Origin of the sequence: Psychrobacter sp. SCQQ22, assembly GCF_015864605.1 — a bacterium.
Lineage (GTDB): Bacteria > Pseudomonadota > Gammaproteobacteria > Pseudomonadales > Moraxellaceae > Psychrobacter > Psychrobacter fozii.
Genome location: NZ_JADYWZ010000007.1, coordinates 153,882 through 176,024 on the forward strand (window position 1 = coordinate 153,882; position 22,143 = coordinate 176,024).

Genomic DNA, 22,143 nt, shown 5'->3' on the forward strand with positions numbered 1-22,143 from the left:
ACAGTTTTAGCACATCCTGATTTTTATAGTACGCTACATATAGTCGGTTCAATATATTTTGATACAAGGAAGCCGAGTGAAAGTACTACAGTTAGTAGACTAAGCGAGACTGACACCGTATCGAATTTATAGTGGATTGACTATAGCACCATAGTTGTCATAGGCTTTCATCTTAACGAGCTATCTCTAAACTCTTAATTGGATAACACTCATGTTTAATTGTGATATCACCTCTATTGACCTAACGCCATTACCGTTGCTGTCAGCTGACATAGCGACGAATGCACCACTATCAGATAGCGATAACGCCGAAAAACCACTACTGGGTATTCCTAAGTGGTTGACTCAAATCAATGAAGACATCAGTCGCGCACTCGAGCGTGGTGTTAATATTCGTCAGTTGGTGACCGTTCGTGCCTGTGCGATAGATGAGTTACTGATTGCTTTGTTTAAGTGGTTTGAGCTGGATAAGACCGACTTGGCATTCTTCGCCACGGGTGGTTATGGTCGCGGCGAGCTGTCGCTTTATTCAGATATCGATATTTTATTATTATCTCCTGATGAGATTGACGCTGAGACCAGTGGAAAAATTGATCGCTTGGTTGCATTGTTATGGGATATCGGACTGGAGCCTGCGCTTTCGGTACGTACCGTCAATGATGCGCTCGAAGCTGCGCTTGATCATACTATTGCTAGCGCACAGCTAGAAGCTCGGCTACTGATTGGCAATGAAGCACTGCAAGAGATGCCTGTCAAAATTGTCAACGAACAATGGTCACCGCGTAGCTTCTTTGAGGTAAAAATCGAAGAAGCAAAAGCGCGCCATCTACAGCACAATGCTACCGAATACAATCTTGAGCCAAATATCAAGACCGCTCCTGGCGGCTTGCGCGATATTCATATTATCGGCTGGGTGACTAAGCGTTACTTCCGAGTGGGCAAGCTATATGACTTGGTACAACAGAATTTTTTGACTGAAAAAGAATTTGATGAGCTGAGTTTTGCAGAAGGTTATTTATGGCAAATACGTCATTACCTACATGTATTGACAGGTCGGAACGAAAACAAGCTACTGTTTGATTATCAGCGTGAGATTGCCCAGTTAATGGGCTATGAGACTCAGCCAGACGATGAGCCTAATGCCGCTGTTGAACGATTTATGCGGGATTATTATCGCTGTGCCATGCAGATATCGACTCTGTCTGAAATGCTCACCAATCATTATTACGAAACGATTATAGAGCCAAAACTATCAGATGACGAGCGCCCTAAAAAGCATCCGATCAATGCGCGCTTTAATCAAGTTGGCGATCAAATCTCTATGGCGCATCATCGGGTATTTGCCCAGCATCCAGAAGCCATTCTGGAGATGTTTTTATTGATGGGTCAACACAATATTAAAAACGTTCGTACGCATACCCTGCGCGCATTAAAAATCGCCGCACGTGGTATCGATCAGGTCTATCGTGATAATCCTGTTCACCAAGCCCTATTCTTAGCCAATTTAAAAGAACAGAACTATCTGTTTCACCGTCTACGTACCATGAACCGCTATGGCGTATTAGGGAATTATATCCCTGCTTTTGCCCAAGTGACTGGGCTCATGCAATACGATTTATTCCATCGTTATACGGTTGATGCGCATACGTTGTTTTTGATTCGGATTTTGCACCGCTTTACTGATTCGCGTTTTTATGAAGACTTTCCACTGGTTAGCTCTATCTTTCAGCGTATCGAACGCAAAGAGATATTAGTACTGGCAGCGATGTTCCATGATATTGCTAAAGGTCGCGGTGGCAATCATAGTGAACTTGGTCAGACCGAATCTATTGAGTTTTGCTTAGCGCATGGCATGAGTTTGGCGGATGCCAACTTGGTCGGCTGGCTGACCCGTTATCATCTATTAATGTCGATGACCGCTCAGAAAAAAGATATTTCAGACCCTGAGGTTGTCACGTTATTCTCAGATCTCGTTGGTAATGTCACCCATCTCAACCATCTATATGTGCTCACCGTGGCAGATATGAACGCCACCAATCCACAGTTATGGAATAGCTGGCGCGCCACGCTCATGAAACAGCTGTACTCACAAACTCGTCGTATTTTGCGCGCTGATATTGATGCTCCAACCAATCGCCAAGATATGATTAGTGCGACACGCACGCAGGCCTTAAATATGCTGGCCAATGTGAATAATCAGCACATGAATCGCGAAGAAGTACTGAGACTATGGGATGACTTGGGCGACGAGTACTTCTTACGAGAAATCGCTGAGGATATTTTGTGGCATACCGAAGCTATCTTGAATCATCCACCGATTGGTCTTGCGTCTAACGCTGATAGCCCGCCATTGGTCGTACTGCGTGAGCATAGAGAGCTGGCTCTAGATGCCGTGCAAGTCTTTGTTTATACCCAAGATCAGATGAACCTATTTGCCGTCACTATGGCAGTATTCGATCAAATGAATCTAGATGTTTTAGATGCACGCATTATTACTGCCACGCGTGACTTTGCTTTGGATTCTTATGTGCTGCTTGACCCTACTGGTACGTTATTAATCGATGAAGAGAGTCAGCAAGAGCTCAAGCAGCGGTTGATCAGTGCCTTTAAAGATCCAACAGTGCTAAAGATTACGAACAAGCGTATTCCGCGTCAGCTCAGAAACTTTGAAGTGACCACGGTCATCAAATTTGAGTTTAATGAGGCCTCAGATCAGCACATAATGAGCTTAGAAACGCTCGATCAACCAGGGTTACTCGCACGAGTTGGACAAGTATTCTTGCAAGAGAAGATTGAGGTTCATGCGGCTCGTATTACCACTTTGGGTGAGCGTGCAGAAGATATGTTTTATATCAGCGATCAGAACGATGAGCCACTCTCTGCTGACAGACTTGAAACTTTGAAGTCAGCGTTGATTGCGAGCCTCAGTGTACAGAAAGACTGCCCTCTTTATTAAATCAAATGCAATGAAGTAAGCACGTCAAAAAAGCCCTGTTTAAAAAGTACAAAGCATGCCATTGATAACGCTATCGATGGCATGCTTTTTTATATCTACTTGCCTTGATACCCCACTACATTAATACCTAATAGCAAAGCTGTTTTTTATAAAGTGCTTTTGTATATCATCTCGCTAGCGTGCTCATTAAGCTCATCATCAGCAAGATCTGGCGGCAAAATCTCTGCTTCGATATGCTTTTGCGTCAGTATTAAACGCCCAGCATCGACCTCTCTTTTTAGCAAACAATGCAAACTTGCTAAATGGAAGCTTTTATCAAAATATTCATACATCTCTCTTAGCGAAAGAGGGGCATGGGCATGCACATCTGGATAGAGACTGTCCTCTGCTAGAATAATCATTTCATTCATAGCTTCTTCACGTAGCAACTCATCTTTGTCAATTTTGCGTTGCAAAGTATTCGCCATTTGACCTTTGGCTGCCAACATGACCAAAAATATGATTGTCTGTAAGGTAAACAGAGCAACATATTGCCATAAAGGCAGCATGATACCCAGCAACTTGCTAAGTAACATCAGCAGCATTGCCACGATGACATAGCTGACCAATTGCCATAAGAACCACATCATCAGGCTGTTTTCACCGTACCAAAACATTTTTCTTTCTTTACGGTTAATCAGTTGCTGACGCGATTGCCACCAGCTGTGCTCACGTTGCTTGAGTCGCTCGTACAATTTAGTACGCGGCAGGCTACTATTAGAGTTTTCATCATTGATATCTTTAGCGTCAAGACTATCGGGTTTTGCAACACTAGGCATATCAAATTATCCTTACCATGATCTATCATTAAGACTGATAGAGATTTTTGTATTGTTATAAGTTATCAATTGATAAGATTTTCTGAGCATTTTTCAGTACATTACTTCTGTGTCTGTTTCATCATTTACGGTCAAATAGCTTGGCAGTCTGAGCATGAAAAGAAGAAAAAGACAAAAAACAAGAGAAGTGCTACACTGCTTAAATGTAAATTTTCTTTATAACTTTATTATTAATTGTCTATTATAGTTACCCTACCTATGAATCACAACTTAACGTATCTGCATCTTTACCCTTTTGCAAAAATGGCTACACTACTGGCCGATAGCACCCCAGCCCATAACTACAGTGAAATCAAACTGGGTATTGGTGAACCAAAGCATGAGCCACCCGCTTTTGTACTGGACGTACTACGCGAAAATTTGGACAAAATAAGCCGTTATCCAACGACCAATGGCCTGTTTGAACTACGCCAAACCATTGCACACTGGTTAGAGAAGCGGTTTTTCTTAAATCATGTCGATGCTAATACACAAGTATTGCCAGTGATGGGAACACGCGAGGCTATTTTTAGTTTGGTACAAGCGGTCGTCGATCACAAAGTCATCGATACTGGCAATCATTCGCTGTCTGTATCTGGTCAACCTCCTACCGTGGTCATGCCCAACCCGTTTTATCAAATATACGAGGGTGCGGCCATATTGGCACAGGCAACGCCTTACTTTGTACCTTGCACACTAGATAATGACTTTAAAGGGGATTATCGCGCAGTACCAAAAGAAGTTTGGGCACGCACGCAGCTTTTGTTTGTCTGTAGTCCGAACAATCCGACAGGTTCCGTCATGACGATAGATGATTGGGAATACCTCATTCGCCTATCTGATCAGTACGATTTTATCATTGCTAGTGACGAATGCTATAGCGAGCTGTATTTTGATACAGCGCCGATTGGACTGTTGCAAGCTTGCGCGACACTCGGTCGTCATAAATTTAAAAACTGTATCGTCTTTCACTCTTTGTCCAAACGCTCAAACCTGCCTGGTTTACGCTCAGGATTTGTGGCGGGTGATGCCAATATTTTGCAGGCGTATCTGCAATATCGCACCTATCAAGGCTGTGCCATGCCCATACCGCACCAGCTCGCCTCTGTCGCTGCTTGGCAAGATGAAAAGCATGTAGCGCATAATCGCGCACTCTATCAAGAAAAATTTTCCTTATGGATGTCGGAGCTTGGCGATCTATTAGAGTTGCGGATGCCTGAGGCTGGATTTTACTTTTGGATAAAAGCGCCTAAGCAGTTCAATGGTAATGACGAGCTGTTTGTCAAAGCGCTGTATGAGCAAGCCAATATTCATGCTTTAGCAGGTCGCTATCTATCACGTGAGGTGAATGGTAAAAACCCTGGGCAAGGTTATGTGCGTATTGCTCTGGTCGCTAGTGTCGATGAAAGCCGTGAAGCGATAAGCCGTATTCGAAAATTACTTGGTGCGTAAGGTGCACAATTCATAGAATGTATAAGCAGTCGCTTTACATGCATTAATCTTCAAGAAAAATACCAACCTCTAATAGCCACAATATAAATGTGGTTATTAGAGGTTTTTTGCTGCAATAGTGCTATAGTAAAGTATCTTTTACCTAGGGCGTGTCCTCACTCTGAACAATAAACTTTAAATGGACTAAAAATGGTTAAATCTTTGCCAAACTGCGTCAAGTAGCTTACTAATATCTCAATATTATCTGCACTACTTTCCTCGTTTAGCTGCAATTTATCTCATTTTTATCACCATTTTCAAAATGAAGACACGCCCAATATGCCATCAAGGATGATGCCATGGCCCATCTTGATTTTACCCAGCCGCCCTTTGATGTATTAAGTATGGCTGAACGTCAAAGTATTAGAAAAAACACCCAAATCCGCTATCTTGCCAAAAGCGAAAGCCTGCTAGCAGAAGAGCTGCAATGTCTGTATGTGGTCATCAAAGGACAGATTGAACAGTCACTTGACGGTGAGTTCGTCGGCTCCTATCTAGGTAGCAATCATTCTGACCATCTCAATAATAACGACTGGTTCGATAGTCGTCGTCTGCCCGAGTCATCGGCAAACGGCAATCCTAATATCGAAGCCGTACAGACCTATCAATTTACAGCTGCCGAAGACACTTTGCTACTACAGGTCGCTGGTAGCGCAGTCGATAAAATCAGCGCACAAAATCATCTAGTACGCCAAATGCTATCTGACAAACTCCCTGAACGGTTAAAAGCCTTACAGCAGCGACGTAATCACAAAGTAACCAATCCTAACGCCTATAACGATCAGCAAGAAGTTCAGCAAATCATGCTGCAACCAGTGATAGATGTCAGTTTATTGCCCGTACATATTGTTGACGCCAGTAACAGCTTGTATGACGCCGCTTGCATTATGACCCAAGTAGGACTAAAGCACGTACTGGTGCGACCATCAAACTCTTTAGAAAACACTGACAACAAACATCATGGCACAGGGCATCTATTGGGGATTTTGACCGATACCGATATTTGCCGCGCGGTGAGTGAGCAGCAGAATCCTGCCACGACTACCTGCCAGCGTTATGCTAACTTTAACCTGCGTACCATCAACGCCACTGATGAAATTGGCGATGCCCTATTGACCATGACTCGCTATCGTATCCATAGATTGCCAGTGATTGATCAAAATGGTGACGTGGCAGGCGTACTTGGACAGAGCGATATGCTCGCTCATATTGGTCATCATTCACAACTCATTAGTATTCAAATCGAACAGGCAAAAGATCTCTCAAGCCTAGATACTGCTGTTGAGCTTATCGGTCGTTATATTCGTGTGCAGCATCAAAATGGCGTCAAAATCGGCAACATCAGTCGCATGGTACAGACGCTCAACGCACAGGTATTTACCAAGCTCTGGCAACTCATCGTGCCTGATGAAGTCATGGCAAACACCTGCCTCATCGTCATGGGATCAGAGGGTCGCGGTGAGCAAATCATGCGTACTGACCAAGATAATGCACTCATCATGCGTGATGGTTACGCCCATGATGATTTGGCACAGTTTGCTGATACTTTTAATAGCCATTTAGCGACGTTAGGCTATCCCCTGTGTGATGGCAATATCATGATGACCAACCCCATGTGGCGACAGCCGCTAAAAGCATTTAATGCGCAAATCAGTTGGTGGTTTAAAAACACCGATCCGATGCATGGTATTTATTTGTCCGCTATCCTCGATGGTGAATACGTCTGTGGTGATGATTCGTTATTGACTCAGGTACGTCAACATCTAAAAGTGGCGCACCGACAGTCAGACCCTATGTTTGTACGCCAGTTCGCACGCGCCGCGCTACAGTTCGGTGATGTGAATCAGTGGTGGCAAAAATTTGTTCCACTACTAGGTGGTAAGGCAGATTCACAAGATATCGACCTAAAAAAAGCCGGTATCTTTCCACTGGTTCATGGTATTCGCACCTTGGCATTAGAAAATGACATTTTAGAAGTCCCTAGTACCAAGAATCGCCTAAAGGCTTTGGTAAAAAACCAAGCACTAACCCAAGAGCGTGCAGACAACTTGTTAGAGGCTTTAGAATTCTTCATGGCACAGCGTCTATCAGTTGCTCTGTCTACCGATGACAGACACGCACGCCAAGTGAACCCAACGACGCTGACGGCGCTGGAGCGTGACTTGCTAAAAGAGTGTCTGTCCGTGGTCAAAAGCTTTAAAACACAGCTACGTCAGCACTATCAATTAGAAATAGCATAAAAAAATGAGCACGCATATGAGTTGGCTAAAGCAGTTGTCTTGCACTTGGCAAAAGACGCAATTACAGCGTTCAGAGTTGGCCTCGATGTTTACCCAACCGATGGCTGAGCAGTGGGTGGCGATTGACTGTGAGATGACAGGACTCAATCCCAAAAAGCATCATATACTGTCTGTCGCAGCAATTCATATCAATGGCAATACTATTGATACGGGCAATGGCATGCATTTGGTCTGTAGACCACCGGTGATGCCTGACCGCGATACCATTGTCATTCATGGTTTGCGTACCGCTGATGTCGAGCATGGTATGAGCTATGATGAAATGCTGGCGCTGTTGCTGCCATTTATAGATAACCGACCTATCATTGGGTTTTGTACGCAATTAGATACTGGATTTTTGAATCCTTTGGTCAGGCGCTATATGGGTACCACGCTGCCCAATGAAGTCATCGATGTGCGCCATTTATACAGTCGTCGTATGAGTGGTCACACCCAAGGCCTCTCTGGCCAATCGCAGCATTTGACCAATATATTAGCGCATTATAATATTCCTGATCTGGGCGCTCACGATGCTTATAACGATGCCATTATGACGGCGATGGCCTTTTTGCACGTGCGTTAATATCATTTATAGATAACAAAATCGAGCTTTTAACAAGCCTCTCAACCTACGCGAAAACAGCAACTCATGTTAGTATAGTCGGCTTTTACCACCGACTAAAAGATGCTCATGCGACCTACTTCCAAACGCTCTCGTTCTCCTGCCCTTGCTGCCAAACTTTCACCGATTTTTCACCATCTACGACCGTTTAATCAGGTGAGTAAACGCTTGGCTGTATTAGCATTAGTCGCAACGCCGCTATATGCACAGGCAGCATTACCAGCAGCCATTCAAGCAGCATTATCACGAGCTGACTTAACGGAAGCTGATATCAGCATCATCATTACGCCAGTCGGCGATAAAAATGCCAGTCACCTGCCTGCTCCTATTCAAGTCATTGACAGCCAGTCGGATAGCTCTTCTGAGAGTACTTCGCAACCAACGTTAACGACTAACGCAACTTCTGACATTAATAATAGCGGCCAGAAAACAACGCAGAGTGACACTCGCGATGAAAAAAGTCATTTAGTGCAACCAAGCACATTGGTTACGATTGAAAAGCGCACGATTAAAAAGCGTGAGCAAGCATTGCATGCTTATACGGATGACCCTTATACTTACCAAAGTTTAGAAAGTATCCCAACCGTACTGGGTGACTCATCAAAGCCAACAGTCATCGACGAACATAATAATCATGAAAGTGGTAATACTGATAGCAAAATGGGTACACCTACTATCAAGATGTCATTCTCACCACTACTGAGTCATCAACCTGATATCGCTCGTACGCCTGCCAGCACCATGAAACTCGTTCCCAGTTTTATCGCTTTAGATACCTTGGGGACTGGCTTTGTCTGGCATACACGTGTCTACCATACTGGCCTTGTCATCGTTGATCGTCTACACGGTGACTTGGTTATACAAGGCAGTGGCGATCCAAAAATGACCCATGAGCGTTTGGCGCAATTGCTCTATAAAGTACAGTCAGCTGGCATTCATCACATCGATGGAGATATCATCATCGATAGCGCTGTCTTTAAAAATATCACTAAAGATCCTGCCGCCTTTGATAACTCGCCGCTACGTCCTTATAACGCCAGCCCCGATGGTTTTTTGGTTAACTTCAGCACTATCGGTATCAAAAGCTACCCGTTAGACAATGGTCAAGCCAGCCTGACTTATACGCCGCAATTAGCAAATTATCAATTACCCACTACCATCAATACCCGCTCAGCGAGCTGTGGACAGGCAAGCTATAGTCTCTCGCCGCAGTGGCAAACCAAACAACTGGTGTTAAATGCCGACTTGCCAAGCAGCTGTGGCAAGCATGTTTTTTATGTTGCGTATCCTGATGCCAAAGACTTTGCTGCACGTATCATCGCCGAAAAATGGCAGGCGCTAGGCAATACACTCAGTGGTGATGTCATCACACAAGAAGTGCCTTATGCTGGGACAAAGTCTCTAAAGTCGACACACGGTCTCACAGCATTGTCGATGTCACCGCTCCCCATTGTCAGCTACCCCTCCTTGAACCTCACTCAGCAAATTTATGATATTAACCACTTCTCCAATAATGTAATGGCTGAGCAAGTGGCTCTATCGATAGGAGCATATAGCAATGCCAATGCCGTTAAAACTCATGACGAAACACCTGTAAATAATCACAATAACGCAAGTAGCTTATATCAATTTGGTAAACCCACTACTACCGATTATCCAGCGGCGCTACAGAGCATCAATCAATGGTGGCAAACCAATCTCAGCACACCACCACCTCATCTAACCAACGGCTCAGGACTCTGCCGCGAATGCACCATCACCGCGGCCAATCTAAGCGAACTATTAACATATGCTTATGATAGTCCAAGCTTCGATGCTTACGTTAACTCGTTAGGTGTGGCAGGTGTCAGCGGCACCATCACCGCGCATGGCGAACGCTTGCCCGAATCAGCAGCCATTGGCCGTGCATGGATAAAAACGGGTACTTTAAATAACGTGACTTCGATGGCAGGTTATGTCAAAGGACTGTCAGGGCAGGATTATGTCGTCGTGGGACTTATCAATAGTGAGCAGTCTCTAAACGCTTATACTGCCAGACCAGTATTGGATGCGATGCTCGATTGGACCGCTGAGCATTGATTACTTTTATCAAAAATACTTTTTAATGAATAATTGATAATATATCAATTACCTTATGTTTTTACCTTTATAAAGGTCAGATTATGCCACGTAAGATAACCAATCTCAGCAAGCCTAGCCCTCAGTCGAATCGTGATGGGCTAACAAAAAATAATGGATTGGCTCAACCCAAACTGGCGCAGTATATTGGTTTTTTTGCAGTTGGTTATACACTTGCCAGCGCAGTGTTTATGATGATTCAAACCCAGCTTACCTTGAACTCACAACTGGTCACGGTGCTGTCTATTATTATTGGTGCTTACATCGCAGTCAGTAAATTCGTCAAGCATCAGCAGCGAGCATTGAATAGAAGTGAAATTAATCGCATCATGTTGAGCGGGGTTGCTGTTATCTGGCTAGTAACTGCGCTTTACTTCGTAGCCATATGGTTTTGGTTATTTGACACAGTGAGCCGTGAAGTCTTAGTCGATATGGCGATGCAAAAACCTTTACCACTGCTCTCAGCACTCGTCATGATATTGGTACTGACGTTGGTCAGTGCTCGAATCAGTCTTTGGGTGCTCAACAGCCTACTTGATCCCAAACGCAAAACTCGATAAGCAATTAGCAAGCGTAGAAAAACTATAAGTAGCGAAAAATCGGCTCAGTTATCGAGCTGTAGAATCTATAAAATCTATTGCGTCAATGTTAATGGGCAAAATTTTGGACAATGACCTACTTTGGACAATAACCTACTTTGAATAGGAGCGAGCATCATGGAAATGTTCTTTTTTGACAATATAGACAAACTTGGACGTATCGTCTTAACGACCGTTATGATTTACGTATTCATCGTGCTGATTACCAAAATCTCTGGCAAGCGCTCGACGTCACAGCTCAATAACTTTGATTGGGTCGTCACCGTGATGATCGGCTCATTAGGTGCCAGTACTATCTTGCTAAAAGACATTCCTTTTGTCGAAGGGGCTTCATCAATTTTAGTGCTTTATGTATTGCAGTTTTTAGTCACCAAATATGCGTCTATTTCAACGCCCTTTAGCAGTTTTATTTTGTCTGAGCCGCGTATCGTCTTTTACCAAGGACAGTTTTTGCCAGATGCCATGCGAGATGAAAGGCTGACCCGTCAAGAAATCGAATGTGCGATGCGCTCCGAAGGCATGAACAGTTTCGATGATATTGAAGCCATTGTCTTTGAGTCTGATGCCCAGCTTACTATTATTCCAAAGCCAAGCACGACTGATGCGAGTAAGGATAACTCAAACACAGAAGCGACTGTCTCCGATACTATTGCACCGCTAATGTAAAATATATAGTCGGTGAACTACTAAACCACTACGGCGTTATCCTCTTTAGATGTACTACTTGTACAATCTGCAGTCGGCTACCTTGTACCCACTTTAGAGTTCTTTGACTATAGAGCATCATATTTTTCGTTTTATCAATTATTAAAATGGTAACTACTATGAAGGTAAGAATTTTAACCGTCGGTAATAAAATGCCCAAATGGGTACAGACGGGTTTTGATGAATATTTTAAACGTATTCAACCCATGCTCAGCACAGAAATTGTTGAGCTAGCTGCTGCAAAACGTGCAAAAAACCCTTCGGACGCCAATCTAGCACAGTACCGTGAGCAAGAAGGTCAGGCAGTATTGTCCGCTCATAACACGTCAGGTCGTGAGCAGTTATGGGTATTGGATGTCAAAGGTAAGATGATCTCAACAGAAGGATTGGCTGACAAATTAGCCGATGGTATGCAGCAAGGCGATGATATCGCTCTAGTCATCGGCGGTGCAGATGGTGTCTCGCCAGAAGTATTAGCCAAAGCCGATGTAAAACTGTCACTATCAGCTCTGACATTACCGCACCCGTTGGTACGTGTGGTGCTAATGGAACAGTTGTATCGGGCGATGAGTATCAATAATAACCACCCTTATCATCGTGGAAACTAGATAGATTGGACGTGTAAAAAATGATTACGACGTTTTAATTAAACCACTCAAAACATCAATCGTAGAACGGATTGAAAAACTGGTGCACGCCCTAATACATAGAACATGAAATATCCAAAAACTGCGAAACCTGACGCCTCTCGTCCAAGCCATCAAGACGATGAGTCCCATTCCAATTCGCCAACGCCTATCACTGCGGCTGGTGTTTGGGCAGATGCACCTGCGGTAGCGGCCAATGCTACCAAATTTGCGAAGCTACCAGCACTTTTTATCTCGCATGGTGCTCCGACGCTTGCTATCGAGCAATCGTCTACGACCAGCGCGCTGGCACGTATCGGACAAAACTTACCAAAGCCACGTGCCATCCTTATTATGTCCGCGCATTGGCAGTCATCCAAGCTTGAAATCAGCAGCAACCCACAACCGAAGACGTGGCATGATTTTTCAGGGTTTTCGCCTGAGTTGTACGAGCTACAATATCCAGCAGCTGGTCATCCTGTGCTTGCAGAATCACTCGCACAGCAGCTCACCGCACGTGGGATCACCTGTAGCGTCAACCCTGTACGTGCGTCTGACCATGGCGTGTGGGCACCTCTCAGACATCTGTACCCAGAGGCAGATATACCTATCGTACAAATATCTTTACCGCGGCATTATGACAGTGTCGCCTGTTATCAATTGGGCGCGCAGCTAGCACGACTGCGTAATGAGCAAATACTTGTTGTTGGTTCAGGTAACATCACACATAACCTGAGCGCCATGCGCTGGCAATCTGACAGTATCGATCAGGCCGCCAAAGGCTTTAAGCTATGGCTACTACAGCAGCTTAAGATAGACATACCCACTGCTCTAGACTGGCAGCAATACCCTAACTATAAAGACATTCATCCGAGTGATGAGCACTTGCTACCTCTGTTCTTTGCACTAGGGACTGGACAGCGCGTCTCAGTCGTTCATCAAAGCATGGCACATCATAGTTTGGGTATGGATATTTATCGCTTTGATTAATATGTATTAGGCCGTGTCCTCATCATAGCGCTACTGTTCAAAAGCAGCTTTCGTAAACAATCCCGCACGCTCAAACTCACCTGCCACACTAAATAGTGTGGCTTCATCGTTCATACGCCCAATCAACTGCATACCAATCGGCAAGCCTTTTTTGCTCATGCCGAGTGGTAACGACATTGCTGGTAGACCTGTGACATTGCCTAATAACGTAAAAGCCATTTTGCCTAGTATCGGTTGGCTCAGCTTTTCAATCATACCAGAGCGAAAAGCATACTTACCCATATCAAAGCCTTTATTGAGAAACTCTGCACTACGCATCAGCATTTCGTCCGTGCGGCTGGGTGGTAATATCCCATGTTTGACCGCAGGTGTGGGTACGGTCGGGCACAAAATCATATCGTAGGTTTCAAGCAATAAGCCAGTCTGATATTGGCTATGATGCCAGCCATGCTTAGCATGAGCCAAATCAACCGCTGATAGCGAGCAACCTAGCAGTGCCATATTATAAGTTTGCGGCTCTAAATTCTGGATATGCTCGATACCAAAATCACGCTCGAGATTGTCAATGGTAAATGCGGTATGAGCACAAACCACCACCATAAAATCATGCCAAAACTGTTCAATATCAATATTAGGTTCGGCAGGTACTACTCGGTGACCCATGGCTTCTAGCTGTTTGGCAGTCTGATCCAGGACCGCCAGTACTTCTTTGTCCACCACAGTATTGGCAATCAATGGCTTCTGATGCAAAGCAATGGTTAATTGTCTTGGCGCGCGCATGGCGGCTTGTAAAAAAGTACCCTTTGGCGGCGCGATGACATACGGAGCACCGATTTCTACACCGCTTGTCGCATCGAGCATAGCAGCACTATCACGCACGCTACGTGTAATCACATGGTCAGCGACTGCTCCCTCCCACCCTTCTCCAAATGATGGGCCCATTGGGTTACGACCCCGGCTAGGTTTGAGTCCAAACGCGCCGCACCATGCAGCGGGGAAACGTATCGAGCCACCGCCATCACCTGCGCCTGCCATCGGTACGATACCACTTGCCACGGCTGCTGCACTGCCGCCAGATGATCCACCAGAGCTATAGTACTTCTTAAATGGATTATGAGTTGCGCCATGAGCTTTGGGTTCAGTAGTGATAATCAAACCAAACTCAGGAGTGTTCGTTTTGCCAAAGGTATTGACACCAGTGGCTTTCATCCGTTTGACGATTTCGCTGTCTTTTTCTGAGATGATATGGACACTACGACTGCCCATCGTGATGGGTTCATCCGCGAAGCTAAACGATAAATCTTTTAATAGATACGGCACGCCATTGAATACGCCAGAAGGCAATCCTGCCTGCGCCGAACGATACGCACGTTCATCAAAACGGTGGATAATGGCATTCAATTTAGGATTTAATTTGTTTGCCTGACTGACTGCTGCATCTAATAATTCTTTGGCGCTGACCTCACCTGCATTGACCAATGCCGCTAATGCGAGACCATCGTACTGGGTGTACTCTTTAAACATAACTGACCTTCCTTGGAGAGTAATTGAATGGAGAATTCTTAAAATTAACAAATATTTATCGATAAATAACTGTCAGTTTAGTATAAAAAATCACTACTTATGATTGATAAATGAACTCATTAGTCATTTAGATACTGAACTGCCTGTTATCCATGCATGAATTTAATCTTAGATAATTACAGTGTGTTTAATAACAATATTTCAGTATTATATTCCTAAGCGCTTAATTCCTCACTAAAAATATACTTATGCTTACGCAATAAAAAAGGCGAGCCACTTTCGTGATTCGCCTTCTTATATCATAAAATCCAGACGCTACATTAACAGCTCGCGCTTGCCGCTTTTACCCATCGAGCTGACCAATCCAGCTTCTTCCATCGAGTCAACGATACGTGCTGCACGGTTATAGCCAATACTAAATTTACGTTGGATGCTAGAAGCTGAGACTTTACGTGTTTCCATAATAAAGGCAACTGCATCATTGTATAAATCATCATCTTCGCCAGAGGCGTTGCTTGAGCTACCGCCACCGCCTGGGCTAGATAATTCAAAATTCCCTGCCATGTTATCAATATAGTCAGGTGCACCGCGCTCACGCCAAGCGTCACACACACGATTGACTTCTTCATCGCTGACATATGCACCATGCACACGATCAGGCTCAATTTGCCCAGGCCCTAAGAACAACATATCACCATTGCCTAGCATATCCTCAGCACCACCACTATCCAAGATAGTACGTGAATCGACTTTTGAGTTAACACGCAATGCTGCACGTACTGGGATGTTGGCTTTAATCAGACCTGTAATGACATCCACCGATGGACGCTGAGTGGCTAACATTAAGTGAATACCGGCTGCCCGCGATTTTTGTGCCAAACGCGTGATGAGCTCTTCGGCTTGTTTACCAACCTGCATAATCATATCAGCAAACTCATCCGCGACGATGACAATCATTGGCAAGGTTTTGAGCTTGGGCGCTTGGCTGATACTCACGCTATCATTGGGTCGCCATAAGGGATCAAGCATAGGATTGCCTGAGGCCTCGGCAGCGCGCACTTTTTTATTGAATTCATCAAGCTTGCGAACTTTCAGTAAGCTCATCAGCTGATAGCGGCGTTCCATCTCTGCCACACACCATGATAATGCACTGGCAGCTTCCGTCATATCAGTCACAACAGGCGTTAACAGATGCGGAATATCATTATAGTTGGCAAGCTCAAGCTGCTTGGGATCAATAAGAATCAGACGCAGCTCATTGGGCGTATATTTGAGTAGCATCGACAGTAGCATTGAGTTAACCAGAACCGATTTACCAGAACCTGTCGTACCAGCGACCAGCATATGCGGCGCACGCGCAAGGTCAGTAATGATAGGTTTACCGCCAATATCTTTGCCCATTGCCATGCTGATTTGCGCTTTTGGGTCTTTGAATTTTTCAGTATTTAGCAGCTCTATCAAACGTACCATTTCACGTTTTGGGTTGGGTACTTCAATACCAATATAAGGCTTACCTGGTATCACCTCAACCACACGCAGAGATGCCATAGACAGCGAGCGTGCTAAATCACGCGAAATGCCCGTTACCTTGCTAGCCTTTACCCCTGCCGCCAGCTCGACCTCAAAACGTGTTACGACTGGCCCGGGAATCGCATTGACAACCGATGCTTTTACATTAAATTCTTGTAGTTTGATTTCTAGTAATTCTGATAGCTCAACCAGTTTTTCGTCGGTATAACTCGGTTGGCGATTTGGGTCTGGATTGTCTAAAATCGACATCTCAGGAATAGGCGACAAACTACTACGATAAGCCGCCGTTTGCATTGAGCGTGACTTGGTACTAAACGCTGCATCATCGCTAATATGGGGCATAACAGGAGCAGCATCATCAGCGCTCGTATCATCTGGCACCATATCAGCAATATGGTTGCTAGAATCTCCTTCAGGTATATCAAAACTCACATTGGATTTAGAAGCAACAACTGGCTCAGCGACAACAGTTGGTGGTAATGTTGGATTGGCAGGCGGTGTATTGGTCGGCGTCATATCGGCCATTTCTGACATTGGCTGAATAGCTTCTGCTGCCAGTTGAGTAGCTGACTTTGCAATAGCAGCTGAAGCAACAGGTATACTCGAAGGCTTATTATCAGAAAGCTTGCTATTCGAAGGCTGCTTATTAATAGCATCGCTACTGGTTAAATCGGACACAGGCTCTACGACTGCTTCTCGTACTGGCTGCTCCACGACACTATCAGACTTAAGTGTTTCTACAGACGCTTCAGTAGTAGGTACTGAAATATCTGCATGCTCTGCTAGCCAAGCATCTGCCAATGTATCAATGCTCTCCGCTGGCACATCAAGCCCAGAATCTGCCGTATTTTGAAGAACCGTCTCACCGTATACGACATCCTCAATTGGCGATTGAACGTCAGCTATTTTTGCGCTTGATATAGTCGGAGCTGATGGCACAGCTGATTCTAGCGACTCAGTATTGGTATGACTAAATTCAGTATTATTAGGTACTGGCGCAGCAGAATCTGAACCATGACCGTTCATAGTATTGGTGTTATAAGCTAATTGCTCACTGGCCAATAAATCATCAACGGTATTTGCATCATTCCAAGCAAAGCTCGGTTCTACTTTGCGGACAGGTGTCATTACAGAGCTTGACGTCGGCGATGTATTAGCATGATTGACTGTATTATCAATTGTACCGCTAGGTGTCGCTGTTGCCGCCTGTAGCTGTTGGCTATTTTCATTATTAGACATGGCACTTGAATTAGATATAGCACTTGAATTAGACATAGCCGCTTGCGTTGCTGCTGCCATCGACGCTTTTACGCTATCAGCAAGCCCTGACGTTGATAAAAAGTCTGATAAGACATTGCTGAAACGACCACTATTCTCTACTGCTTTTACACTATCTTCAGAGTGTAGCTCAAGCGGTAACTGCTGCTGTTCTGAGATTTCTTTAGCTGTTTTATTCGTTGCTATACTTTCATCGTTTTGCTCTGAGATAATACCTTCTTGAGCAGAGATATCATCATGCGCCATGCCTTTGTGTTTGACCCCTGAACCTAACCATGACAACGCTGTCACTTTCTGATAAATCGCAAGCCAATGAATATTAAAGGCAAAAGTCGCCGTGATAATAACGAAAACCGTTAAGAAGAGTACACTCCCCCACTGCGATAAAAGCTGAGCCAATCGAGACTGTAGCTCCAACCCTATAATACCGCCAGCAACCCCTTCTAGCCTTGTCGCTGTTGGATCCGTTACGTGCTGAACCAACGCAACCAATTGTGCAAATAAAGCACTGGCACTCAATAATAAAAACACATAAGCAATCAAACGCATCAGCCAAAATGTTGGCTTGTTGTCCCACCAGATAAGGATAGACTCATAAACCAAAAATGCTAGCAGCCACCATGCACCAAAACCAAAGAAGCTATAGAGCAAGTCCGATAACCAAGCACCCGATGCACCACCCACATTATTAATCGTGGTCATGTCACTACTGATATGCGACCAGCTAGGGTCGTTACCTGTATACGTCATCAAGATGACAAAGAGATAAACGGCCAGTATTAACCCAAGGAGGGTAAATATTCCCTTTTTTAAATACTCAATAAGCGGTGCTGATATCACGTAAGATCTGCCTTGTTATTAATACTAAATGGTCGTCAACGCATGACTAAGCTTAATCATGCTGACATAAAGTGCTGACATAAAGTGCTGACATAGAGATACTGATATAGAAGTGCGAATATAAATATCTCTGGCAAAGTATTTAGAACGCATTGTCTGTCATAAAGATGAGTCATGACAGCCTTCTTTCTGCGCCCCAATACACTTGGCATAACTTCTTATAATAACAAATACATAGGCATAGTGGCGACAGTCTTCTAAAGAAAGAGTGCAAGAAAGTTAGCTAATATGCGATTTAGATAAAAAACCCTACTTTTAGCAATATAGCTCACAGAATAAGGCTAACAATCTTATATAGACCTTATAAAATAGTCGTCATTTATGGCAACAATACTTCAAGGTTTATATGCTTTAATTCTAATGATATCCATGTTGATTTTAGCAAACTTGCACTTTGCCCGCCGTGCCCTTATGTTATTATCACACAGCAATGAAAAAACCATATTAGTCGTTATTTTGAAAAATTTACTATATTAGATTTCTTGCATAAGTCATCGCTAGCCCTCGTGACTCCGTCAGTGAAAATCAATGAACTGGTACTTTTGCAAGAGATCTATTAATCACTCCTATTTTTAACTTTTTATATTTAGCAAGGAATTACCCATGGCAACTGAAAATACAGCGCCACGTCACGAAAAACTCATCATCCTAGGCTCAGGTCCTGCTGGTTATTCTGCTGCCGTTTATGCAGCACGCGCCAACCTAAAACCTGTCATGGTCACTGGTATGGAAGTAGGCGGACAGCTCACCACCACCACCGAAGTCGATAACTGGCCGGGCGATGCTCATGACTTAACAGGCCCTGCATTGATGGAACGCATGAAAGCCCATGCAGAACGCTTCGGTACCGAATTGGTCTATGACCATATCAACGAAGTAAATTTGAATGTACGCCCTTTTCAATTAACGGGTAATAACGGTAGCTACACTTGTGATGCCCTAATCATCTCAACAGGTGCATCTGCTCAGTACCTAGGGCTAGAGTCAGAAACCAAATTCAGAGGCCTTGGCGTTTCAGCTTGTGCTACTTGTGATGGTTTCTTCTACAAAAACCAAAAAGTCGCCGTCATCGGTGGTGGTAATACGGCTGTCGAAGAAGCTCTATATCTATCAAACATTGCTTCTGAAGTAACCTTAGTGCATCGCCGTGATAGCTTACGCTCTGAGAAAATCCTACAAGACAAATTGTTCGAAAAAGCCAAAAATGGTAACGTCAAAATCGAGTGGAATCACAGTGTTGAAGAAGTGGTTGGTGATGACATGGGCGTCAATGGCGTTGTTATCAAATCAACCATCGATGGCAGTACTAAGCAACTAGATGTATTTGGCATGTTTGTGGCAATCGGTCATAAGCCTAATACGGACTTGTTCAAAGGTCAGCTAGATATGAAAGATGGCTATCTTACTGTTCAAAGCGGCTTAGTGGGTAATGCCACGCAAACCAGTATCGAAGGGGTGTTTGCAGCAGGCGATGTCGCCGATCATGTCTATCGTCAAGCCATCACATCTGCTGGCACTGGCTGTATGGCAGCACTTGATGCTGAAAAATACTTGGATGCATTGGGAGAGACCGTTGCTCGTGATCATACTTACGACTCAACACTAACTGCAGATAAAGAAGCTTAAATGGGCAACTTTACTCAACAGAACGATCAACACATCACGCCTGAGACCTTAAAAAGTCTTGGGCGTTATGACTTTCCTGATCCTATTTCTATTGACCCTGATGGCATTGGCATCGTCGCGATGGGTGGCGATTTGGCACCAGAAACCCTCATCTCTGCTTATGCACAAGGACTGTTCCCTTGGTTTAATGAAGATGAGCCGATCGCTTGGTGGTGCCCTGAACCACGATGTGTAATAGTGCCAACAGACTATCAGCCAAGCAAGTCACTACGCAAACAAGCGAATCGCGCCCGTTGGCAACTGACCCTTAATCAAGCGTTTGATGACGTAATTCATGCCTGTAGCTTGCCACGCAGCGACGGCCTCAATGACAATCAGCCTGAAGGAGAACATACTTGGATTCATGATGAAATGATTGAAGCCTACACCAAGCTGCATGCGCAAGGGTTTGCACATAGTGTGGAAGTTTGGGATGATAAAGGGCAATTGGTTGGTGGGCTTTATGGATTAAAAATAGGCAATATCTATTTTGGCGAGTCGATGTTTCACTGCGCTTCCAATGCCTCAAAGTTAGCTTTTTGGGGTCTTATGCGCTTATGTGAACAAAGCCATGTAGCGTTGGTCGACTGTCAATTACCAAACGATCATCTAATGAGCCTAGGCACAACTACCTTGCCACGTGTAGAGTTTCTCACTCAGTTAAATACATTGATAGCTGGTGATGCCATCACATGGCAAAATGACTCCCACAAACCGTTGCCAGTATCGCAACTCGATAACGAAGAACCTTGGCAGCTCAATTTATAACGAGCATTGTGATGGCTATTAACAAGCATCTACTTACAGACCTATGAGACCACTATGGCATTTGATGAATCGTTTTTGTTAATTGGGGCGCTAGCAAAAAAAGCCAATACTACTAAGGATACTGTGCGTCACTATGACCAATTGGGTTTGCTAAAATCACGTAAGCGTCAAGCAGGATCGCGACTGTATACTGAGTTTCATCCAGAATGTGTCGAACGTATCGAGCTAATCAAGAGTGCACAAACGGTAGGCTTCACTCTCAACGAAATGAAAGATAGCTTCAATGATTTCTATGCTGGGAAAATTAGCCTCGATGAACAATTAAGTTTTAATCAAAAAAAGCTGGATCAAGTTCAAAAACAGCAAGCCAATACCAGTATCATGATTGAGCTCTTGAGCGAACGAATTAAAGAGCTTAAATCTATGCAGGCAAACAGCGACTAAATTTATCGTATAAAAGCTGATGAACAAACATCTTAAAACAATAAAGCCAATTCAACTCATATGTCACTACCGATAAACATGCTGCATAATTAAAGCATCGACTGCTGGCTGATGCGGCTGTTGATAATAGCCTTTGCGTTTATGAATAACGACAAACGCTTGTCTTTCGTATAACGCTATCGCAGGAGCGTTATCTGCACGCACTTCTAATAATAAACTTTCCACCTGAATCTCTTTCAGATGTGTGTTTAATTCTGCAAAAAGTAGCGACGCAATACCTTGGCGTTGATAATCAGGGCGTGTGCCAATACGCAGGATTTCTGCTTGCTCAAACACCACTTGATATAAGCAGTAACCAACCACTTCGTCAGTCTCCGTACTCATAACGACCATTAAATCTATACTATCTTGTTCAAGTAAATCGCTTAGGGCTTTTTCAGTCCATGACTCTTGCAACTGGACAACACTCTCGATAGTTGCAACTGCTTGGACAATCGCTGCACGTTCTTCTGCTTCAGAATTTAGTGTCTTTATATTAAACATCTGCACTCTTCTGTCTCTTTTCTTAAAATACACGTTATATTATCGTCAATTATAGGTATATCACCACAGTTTTCTTTACTTATAAACCCCCATAAAAAAAGCCGTTCTCAATAAAGAGAACGGCTTTTGACTAACAAGTTAAATACTAGGGTTAGTATTAAACGTTTACGTTAGCAACAACACCAGCGCCTACAGTACGGCCGCCTTCACGAATAGCGAAGCGAAGACCTTTGTCCATAGCGATTGGG

General features: G+C 44.1%; 16 protein-coding genes and 1 pseudogene. 12 read left to right on the forward strand and 5 right to left on the reverse strand.

The genetic code is table 11. The features are described from left to right. Positions 1-211: 211 nt before the first annotated feature. Positions 212-2,956, forward strand: coding sequence for a [protein-PII] uridylyltransferase (gene glnD / locus I6E84_RS10765; RefSeq protein ID WP_197217945.1), 2,745 nt, complete (start codon positions 212-214; stop codon positions 2,954-2,956). Positions 2,957-3,102: 146 nt separating this feature from the next. Here the strand turns inward: glnD and I6E84_RS10770 are convergent, their stop codons facing one another. Then, on the reverse strand, positions 3,103-3,774 hold the full coding sequence (locus tag I6E84_RS10770; protein WP_197217947.1) for a hypothetical protein: 672 nt from the start codon (positions 3,772-3,774) through the stop codon (positions 3,103-3,105). Between the two features lie 258 nt (positions 3,775-4,032). Here I6E84_RS10770 and dapC point away from each other — a divergent pair, with 258 nt between their 5' ends. From dapC to I6E84_RS10810, 8 genes are all read left to right on the forward strand, one after another. Next, the gene (gene dapC, locus I6E84_RS10775; RefSeq protein ID WP_197217948.1) at positions 4,033-5,265 is read left to right on the forward strand and encodes a succinyldiaminopimelate transaminase; all 1,233 of its coding nucleotides are present in this window, start codon (positions 4,033-4,035) and stop codon (positions 5,263-5,265) included. A 338-nt stretch (positions 5,266-5,603) separates the two neighbouring features. Beyond that, on the forward strand, positions 5,604-7,544 hold the full coding sequence (locus I6E84_RS10780) for a DUF294 nucleotidyltransferase-like domain-containing protein (RefSeq protein ID WP_197217950.1): 1,941 nt from the start codon (positions 5,604-5,606) through the stop codon (positions 7,542-7,544). A 16-nt stretch (positions 7,545-7,560) separates the two neighbouring features. Continuing rightward, positions 7,561-8,166 (forward strand): 3'-5' exonuclease, encoded by a 606-nt coding sequence (locus tag I6E84_RS10785; RefSeq protein ID WP_197217953.1) that lies wholly within the window; start codon positions 7,561-7,563, stop codon positions 8,164-8,166. Between the two features lie 108 nt (positions 8,167-8,274). Further along, positions 8,275-10,284, forward strand: coding sequence for a D-alanyl-D-alanine carboxypeptidase/D-alanyl-D-alanine-endopeptidase (locus I6E84_RS10790; protein WP_197217954.1), 2,010 nt, complete (start codon positions 8,275-8,277; stop codon positions 10,282-10,284). 83 nt (positions 10,285-10,367) lie between these two features. Then, positions 10,368-10,883, forward strand: coding sequence for an ABZJ_00895 family protein (locus I6E84_RS10795; RefSeq protein ID WP_197217955.1), 516 nt, complete (start codon positions 10,368-10,370; stop codon positions 10,881-10,883). 156 nt (positions 10,884-11,039) lie between these two features. After that, the gene (locus I6E84_RS10800) at positions 11,040-11,588 is read left to right on the forward strand and encodes a DUF421 domain-containing protein (RefSeq protein WP_197217956.1); all 549 of its coding nucleotides are present in this window, start codon (positions 11,040-11,042) and stop codon (positions 11,586-11,588) included. A gap of 158 nt (positions 11,589-11,746) precedes the next feature. Continuing rightward, positions 11,747-12,235 (forward strand): 23S rRNA (pseudouridine(1915)-N(3))-methyltransferase RlmH, encoded by a 489-nt coding sequence (rlmH, locus tag I6E84_RS10805; protein WP_197217957.1) that lies wholly within the window; start codon positions 11,747-11,749, stop codon positions 12,233-12,235. A gap of 105 nt (positions 12,236-12,340) precedes the next feature. Then, entirely contained in the window at positions 12,341-13,243 is a 903-nt protein-coding gene (locus I6E84_RS10810) for a DODA-type extradiol aromatic ring-opening family dioxygenase (protein WP_197217958.1), read from the forward strand. Between the two features lie 30 nt (positions 13,244-13,273). On the opposite strand, the gene I6E84_RS10815 is transcribed toward I6E84_RS10810, so the two are convergent. Continuing rightward, on the reverse strand, positions 13,274-14,767 hold the full coding sequence (locus I6E84_RS10815; RefSeq protein ID WP_197217959.1) for an amidase: 1,494 nt from the start codon (positions 14,765-14,767) through the stop codon (positions 13,274-13,276). A gap of 315 nt (positions 14,768-15,082) precedes the next feature. Further along, positions 15,083-18,415 carry a DNA translocase FtsK gene (locus tag I6E84_RS14270; RefSeq protein WP_197217960.1) on the reverse strand — a complete coding sequence of 1,111 codons (3,333 nt, stop codon included), beginning with the start codon at positions 18,413-18,415 and terminating at the stop codon, positions 15,083-15,085. Positions 18,416-19,078: 663 nt separating this feature from the next. On the opposite strand from I6E84_RS14270, the gene trxB reads away from it, so the two are divergent. The 3 genes from trxB to I6E84_RS10835 are packed head-to-tail and all read left to right on the forward strand — an operon-like array spanning position 19,079 to position 21,352. After that, positions 19,079-20,101 carry a thioredoxin-disulfide reductase gene (trxB, locus tag I6E84_RS10825; RefSeq protein WP_197217962.1) on the forward strand — a complete coding sequence of 341 codons (1,023 nt, stop codon included), beginning with the start codon at positions 19,079-19,081 and terminating at the stop codon, positions 20,099-20,101. Further along, on the forward strand, positions 20,102-20,908 hold the full coding sequence (gene aat / locus I6E84_RS10830; protein ID WP_197217964.1) for a leucyl/phenylalanyl-tRNA--protein transferase: 807 nt from the start codon (positions 20,102-20,104) through the stop codon (positions 20,906-20,908). 54 nt (positions 20,909-20,962) lie between these two features. Next, the gene (locus I6E84_RS10835; RefSeq protein WP_197217966.1) at positions 20,963-21,352 is read left to right on the forward strand and encodes a MerR family transcriptional regulator; all 390 of its coding nucleotides are present in this window, start codon (positions 20,963-20,965) and stop codon (positions 21,350-21,352) included. Between the two features lie 66 nt (positions 21,353-21,418). Here the strand turns inward: I6E84_RS10835 and rimI are convergent, their stop codons facing one another. After that, positions 21,419-21,895: a ribosomal protein S18-alanine N-acetyltransferase gene (gene rimI, locus I6E84_RS10840; RefSeq protein WP_197217968.1), complete on the reverse strand. Its 477-nt coding sequence runs from the start codon at positions 21,893-21,895 to the stop codon at positions 21,419-21,421. Positions 21,896-22,052: 157 nt separating this feature from the next. Next, a pseudogene (locus tag I6E84_RS10845) lies at positions 22,053-22,143 on the reverse strand (elongation factor Tu); the annotation flags it as partial.

What these genes read in the sequence shown, in the direction of transcription:
- I6E84_RS10780 (WP_197217950.1), top strand. Translation starts at nt 5,604, where the DNA reads ATGGCCCATCTTGATTTTACCCAGCCGCCCTTTGATGTATTAAGTATG.
- dapC (WP_197217948.1), top strand. Translation starts at nt 4,033, where the DNA reads ATGAATCACAACTTAACGTATCTGCATCTTTACCCTTTTGCAAAAATG.
- I6E84_RS10810 (WP_197217958.1), top strand. Translation starts at nt 12,341, where the DNA reads ATGAAATATCCAAAAACTGCGAAACCTGACGCCTCTCGTCCAAGCCAT.
- glnD (WP_197217945.1), top strand. Translation starts at nt 212, where the DNA reads ATGTTTAATTGTGATATCACCTCTATTGACCTAACGCCATTACCGTTG.
- aat (WP_197217964.1), top strand. Translation starts at nt 20,102, where the DNA reads ATGGGCAACTTTACTCAACAGAACGATCAACACATCACGCCTGAGACC.
- I6E84_RS10785 (WP_197217953.1), top strand. Translation starts at nt 7,561, where the DNA reads ATGAGTTGGCTAAAGCAGTTGTCTTGCACTTGGCAAAAGACGCAATTA.
- I6E84_RS10790 (WP_197217954.1), top strand. Translation starts at nt 8,275, where the DNA reads ATGCGACCTACTTCCAAACGCTCTCGTTCTCCTGCCCTTGCTGCCAAA.
- I6E84_RS10800 (WP_197217956.1), top strand. Translation starts at nt 11,040, where the DNA reads ATGGAAATGTTCTTTTTTGACAATATAGACAAACTTGGACGTATCGTC.
- rimI (WP_197217968.1), bottom strand. Translation starts at nt 21,895, where the DNA reads ATGTTTAATATAAAGACACTAAATTCTGAAGCAGAAGAACGTGCAGCG.
- rlmH (WP_197217957.1), top strand. Translation starts at nt 11,747, where the DNA reads ATGAAGGTAAGAATTTTAACCGTCGGTAATAAAATGCCCAAATGGGTA.
- trxB (WP_197217962.1), top strand. Translation starts at nt 19,079, where the DNA reads ATGGCAACTGAAAATACAGCGCCACGTCACGAAAAACTCATCATCCTA.
- I6E84_RS10795 (WP_197217955.1), top strand. Translation starts at nt 10,368, where the DNA reads ATGCCACGTAAGATAACCAATCTCAGCAAGCCTAGCCCTCAGTCGAAT.
- I6E84_RS10770 (WP_197217947.1), bottom strand. Translation starts at nt 3,774, where the DNA reads ATGCCTAGTGTTGCAAAACCCGATAGTCTTGACGCTAAAGATATCAAT.
- I6E84_RS10835 (WP_197217966.1), top strand. Translation starts at nt 20,963, where the DNA reads ATGGCATTTGATGAATCGTTTTTGTTAATTGGGGCGCTAGCAAAAAAA.
- I6E84_RS10815 (WP_197217959.1), bottom strand. Translation starts at nt 14,767, where the DNA reads ATGTTTAAAGAGTACACCCAGTACGATGGTCTCGCATTAGCGGCATTG.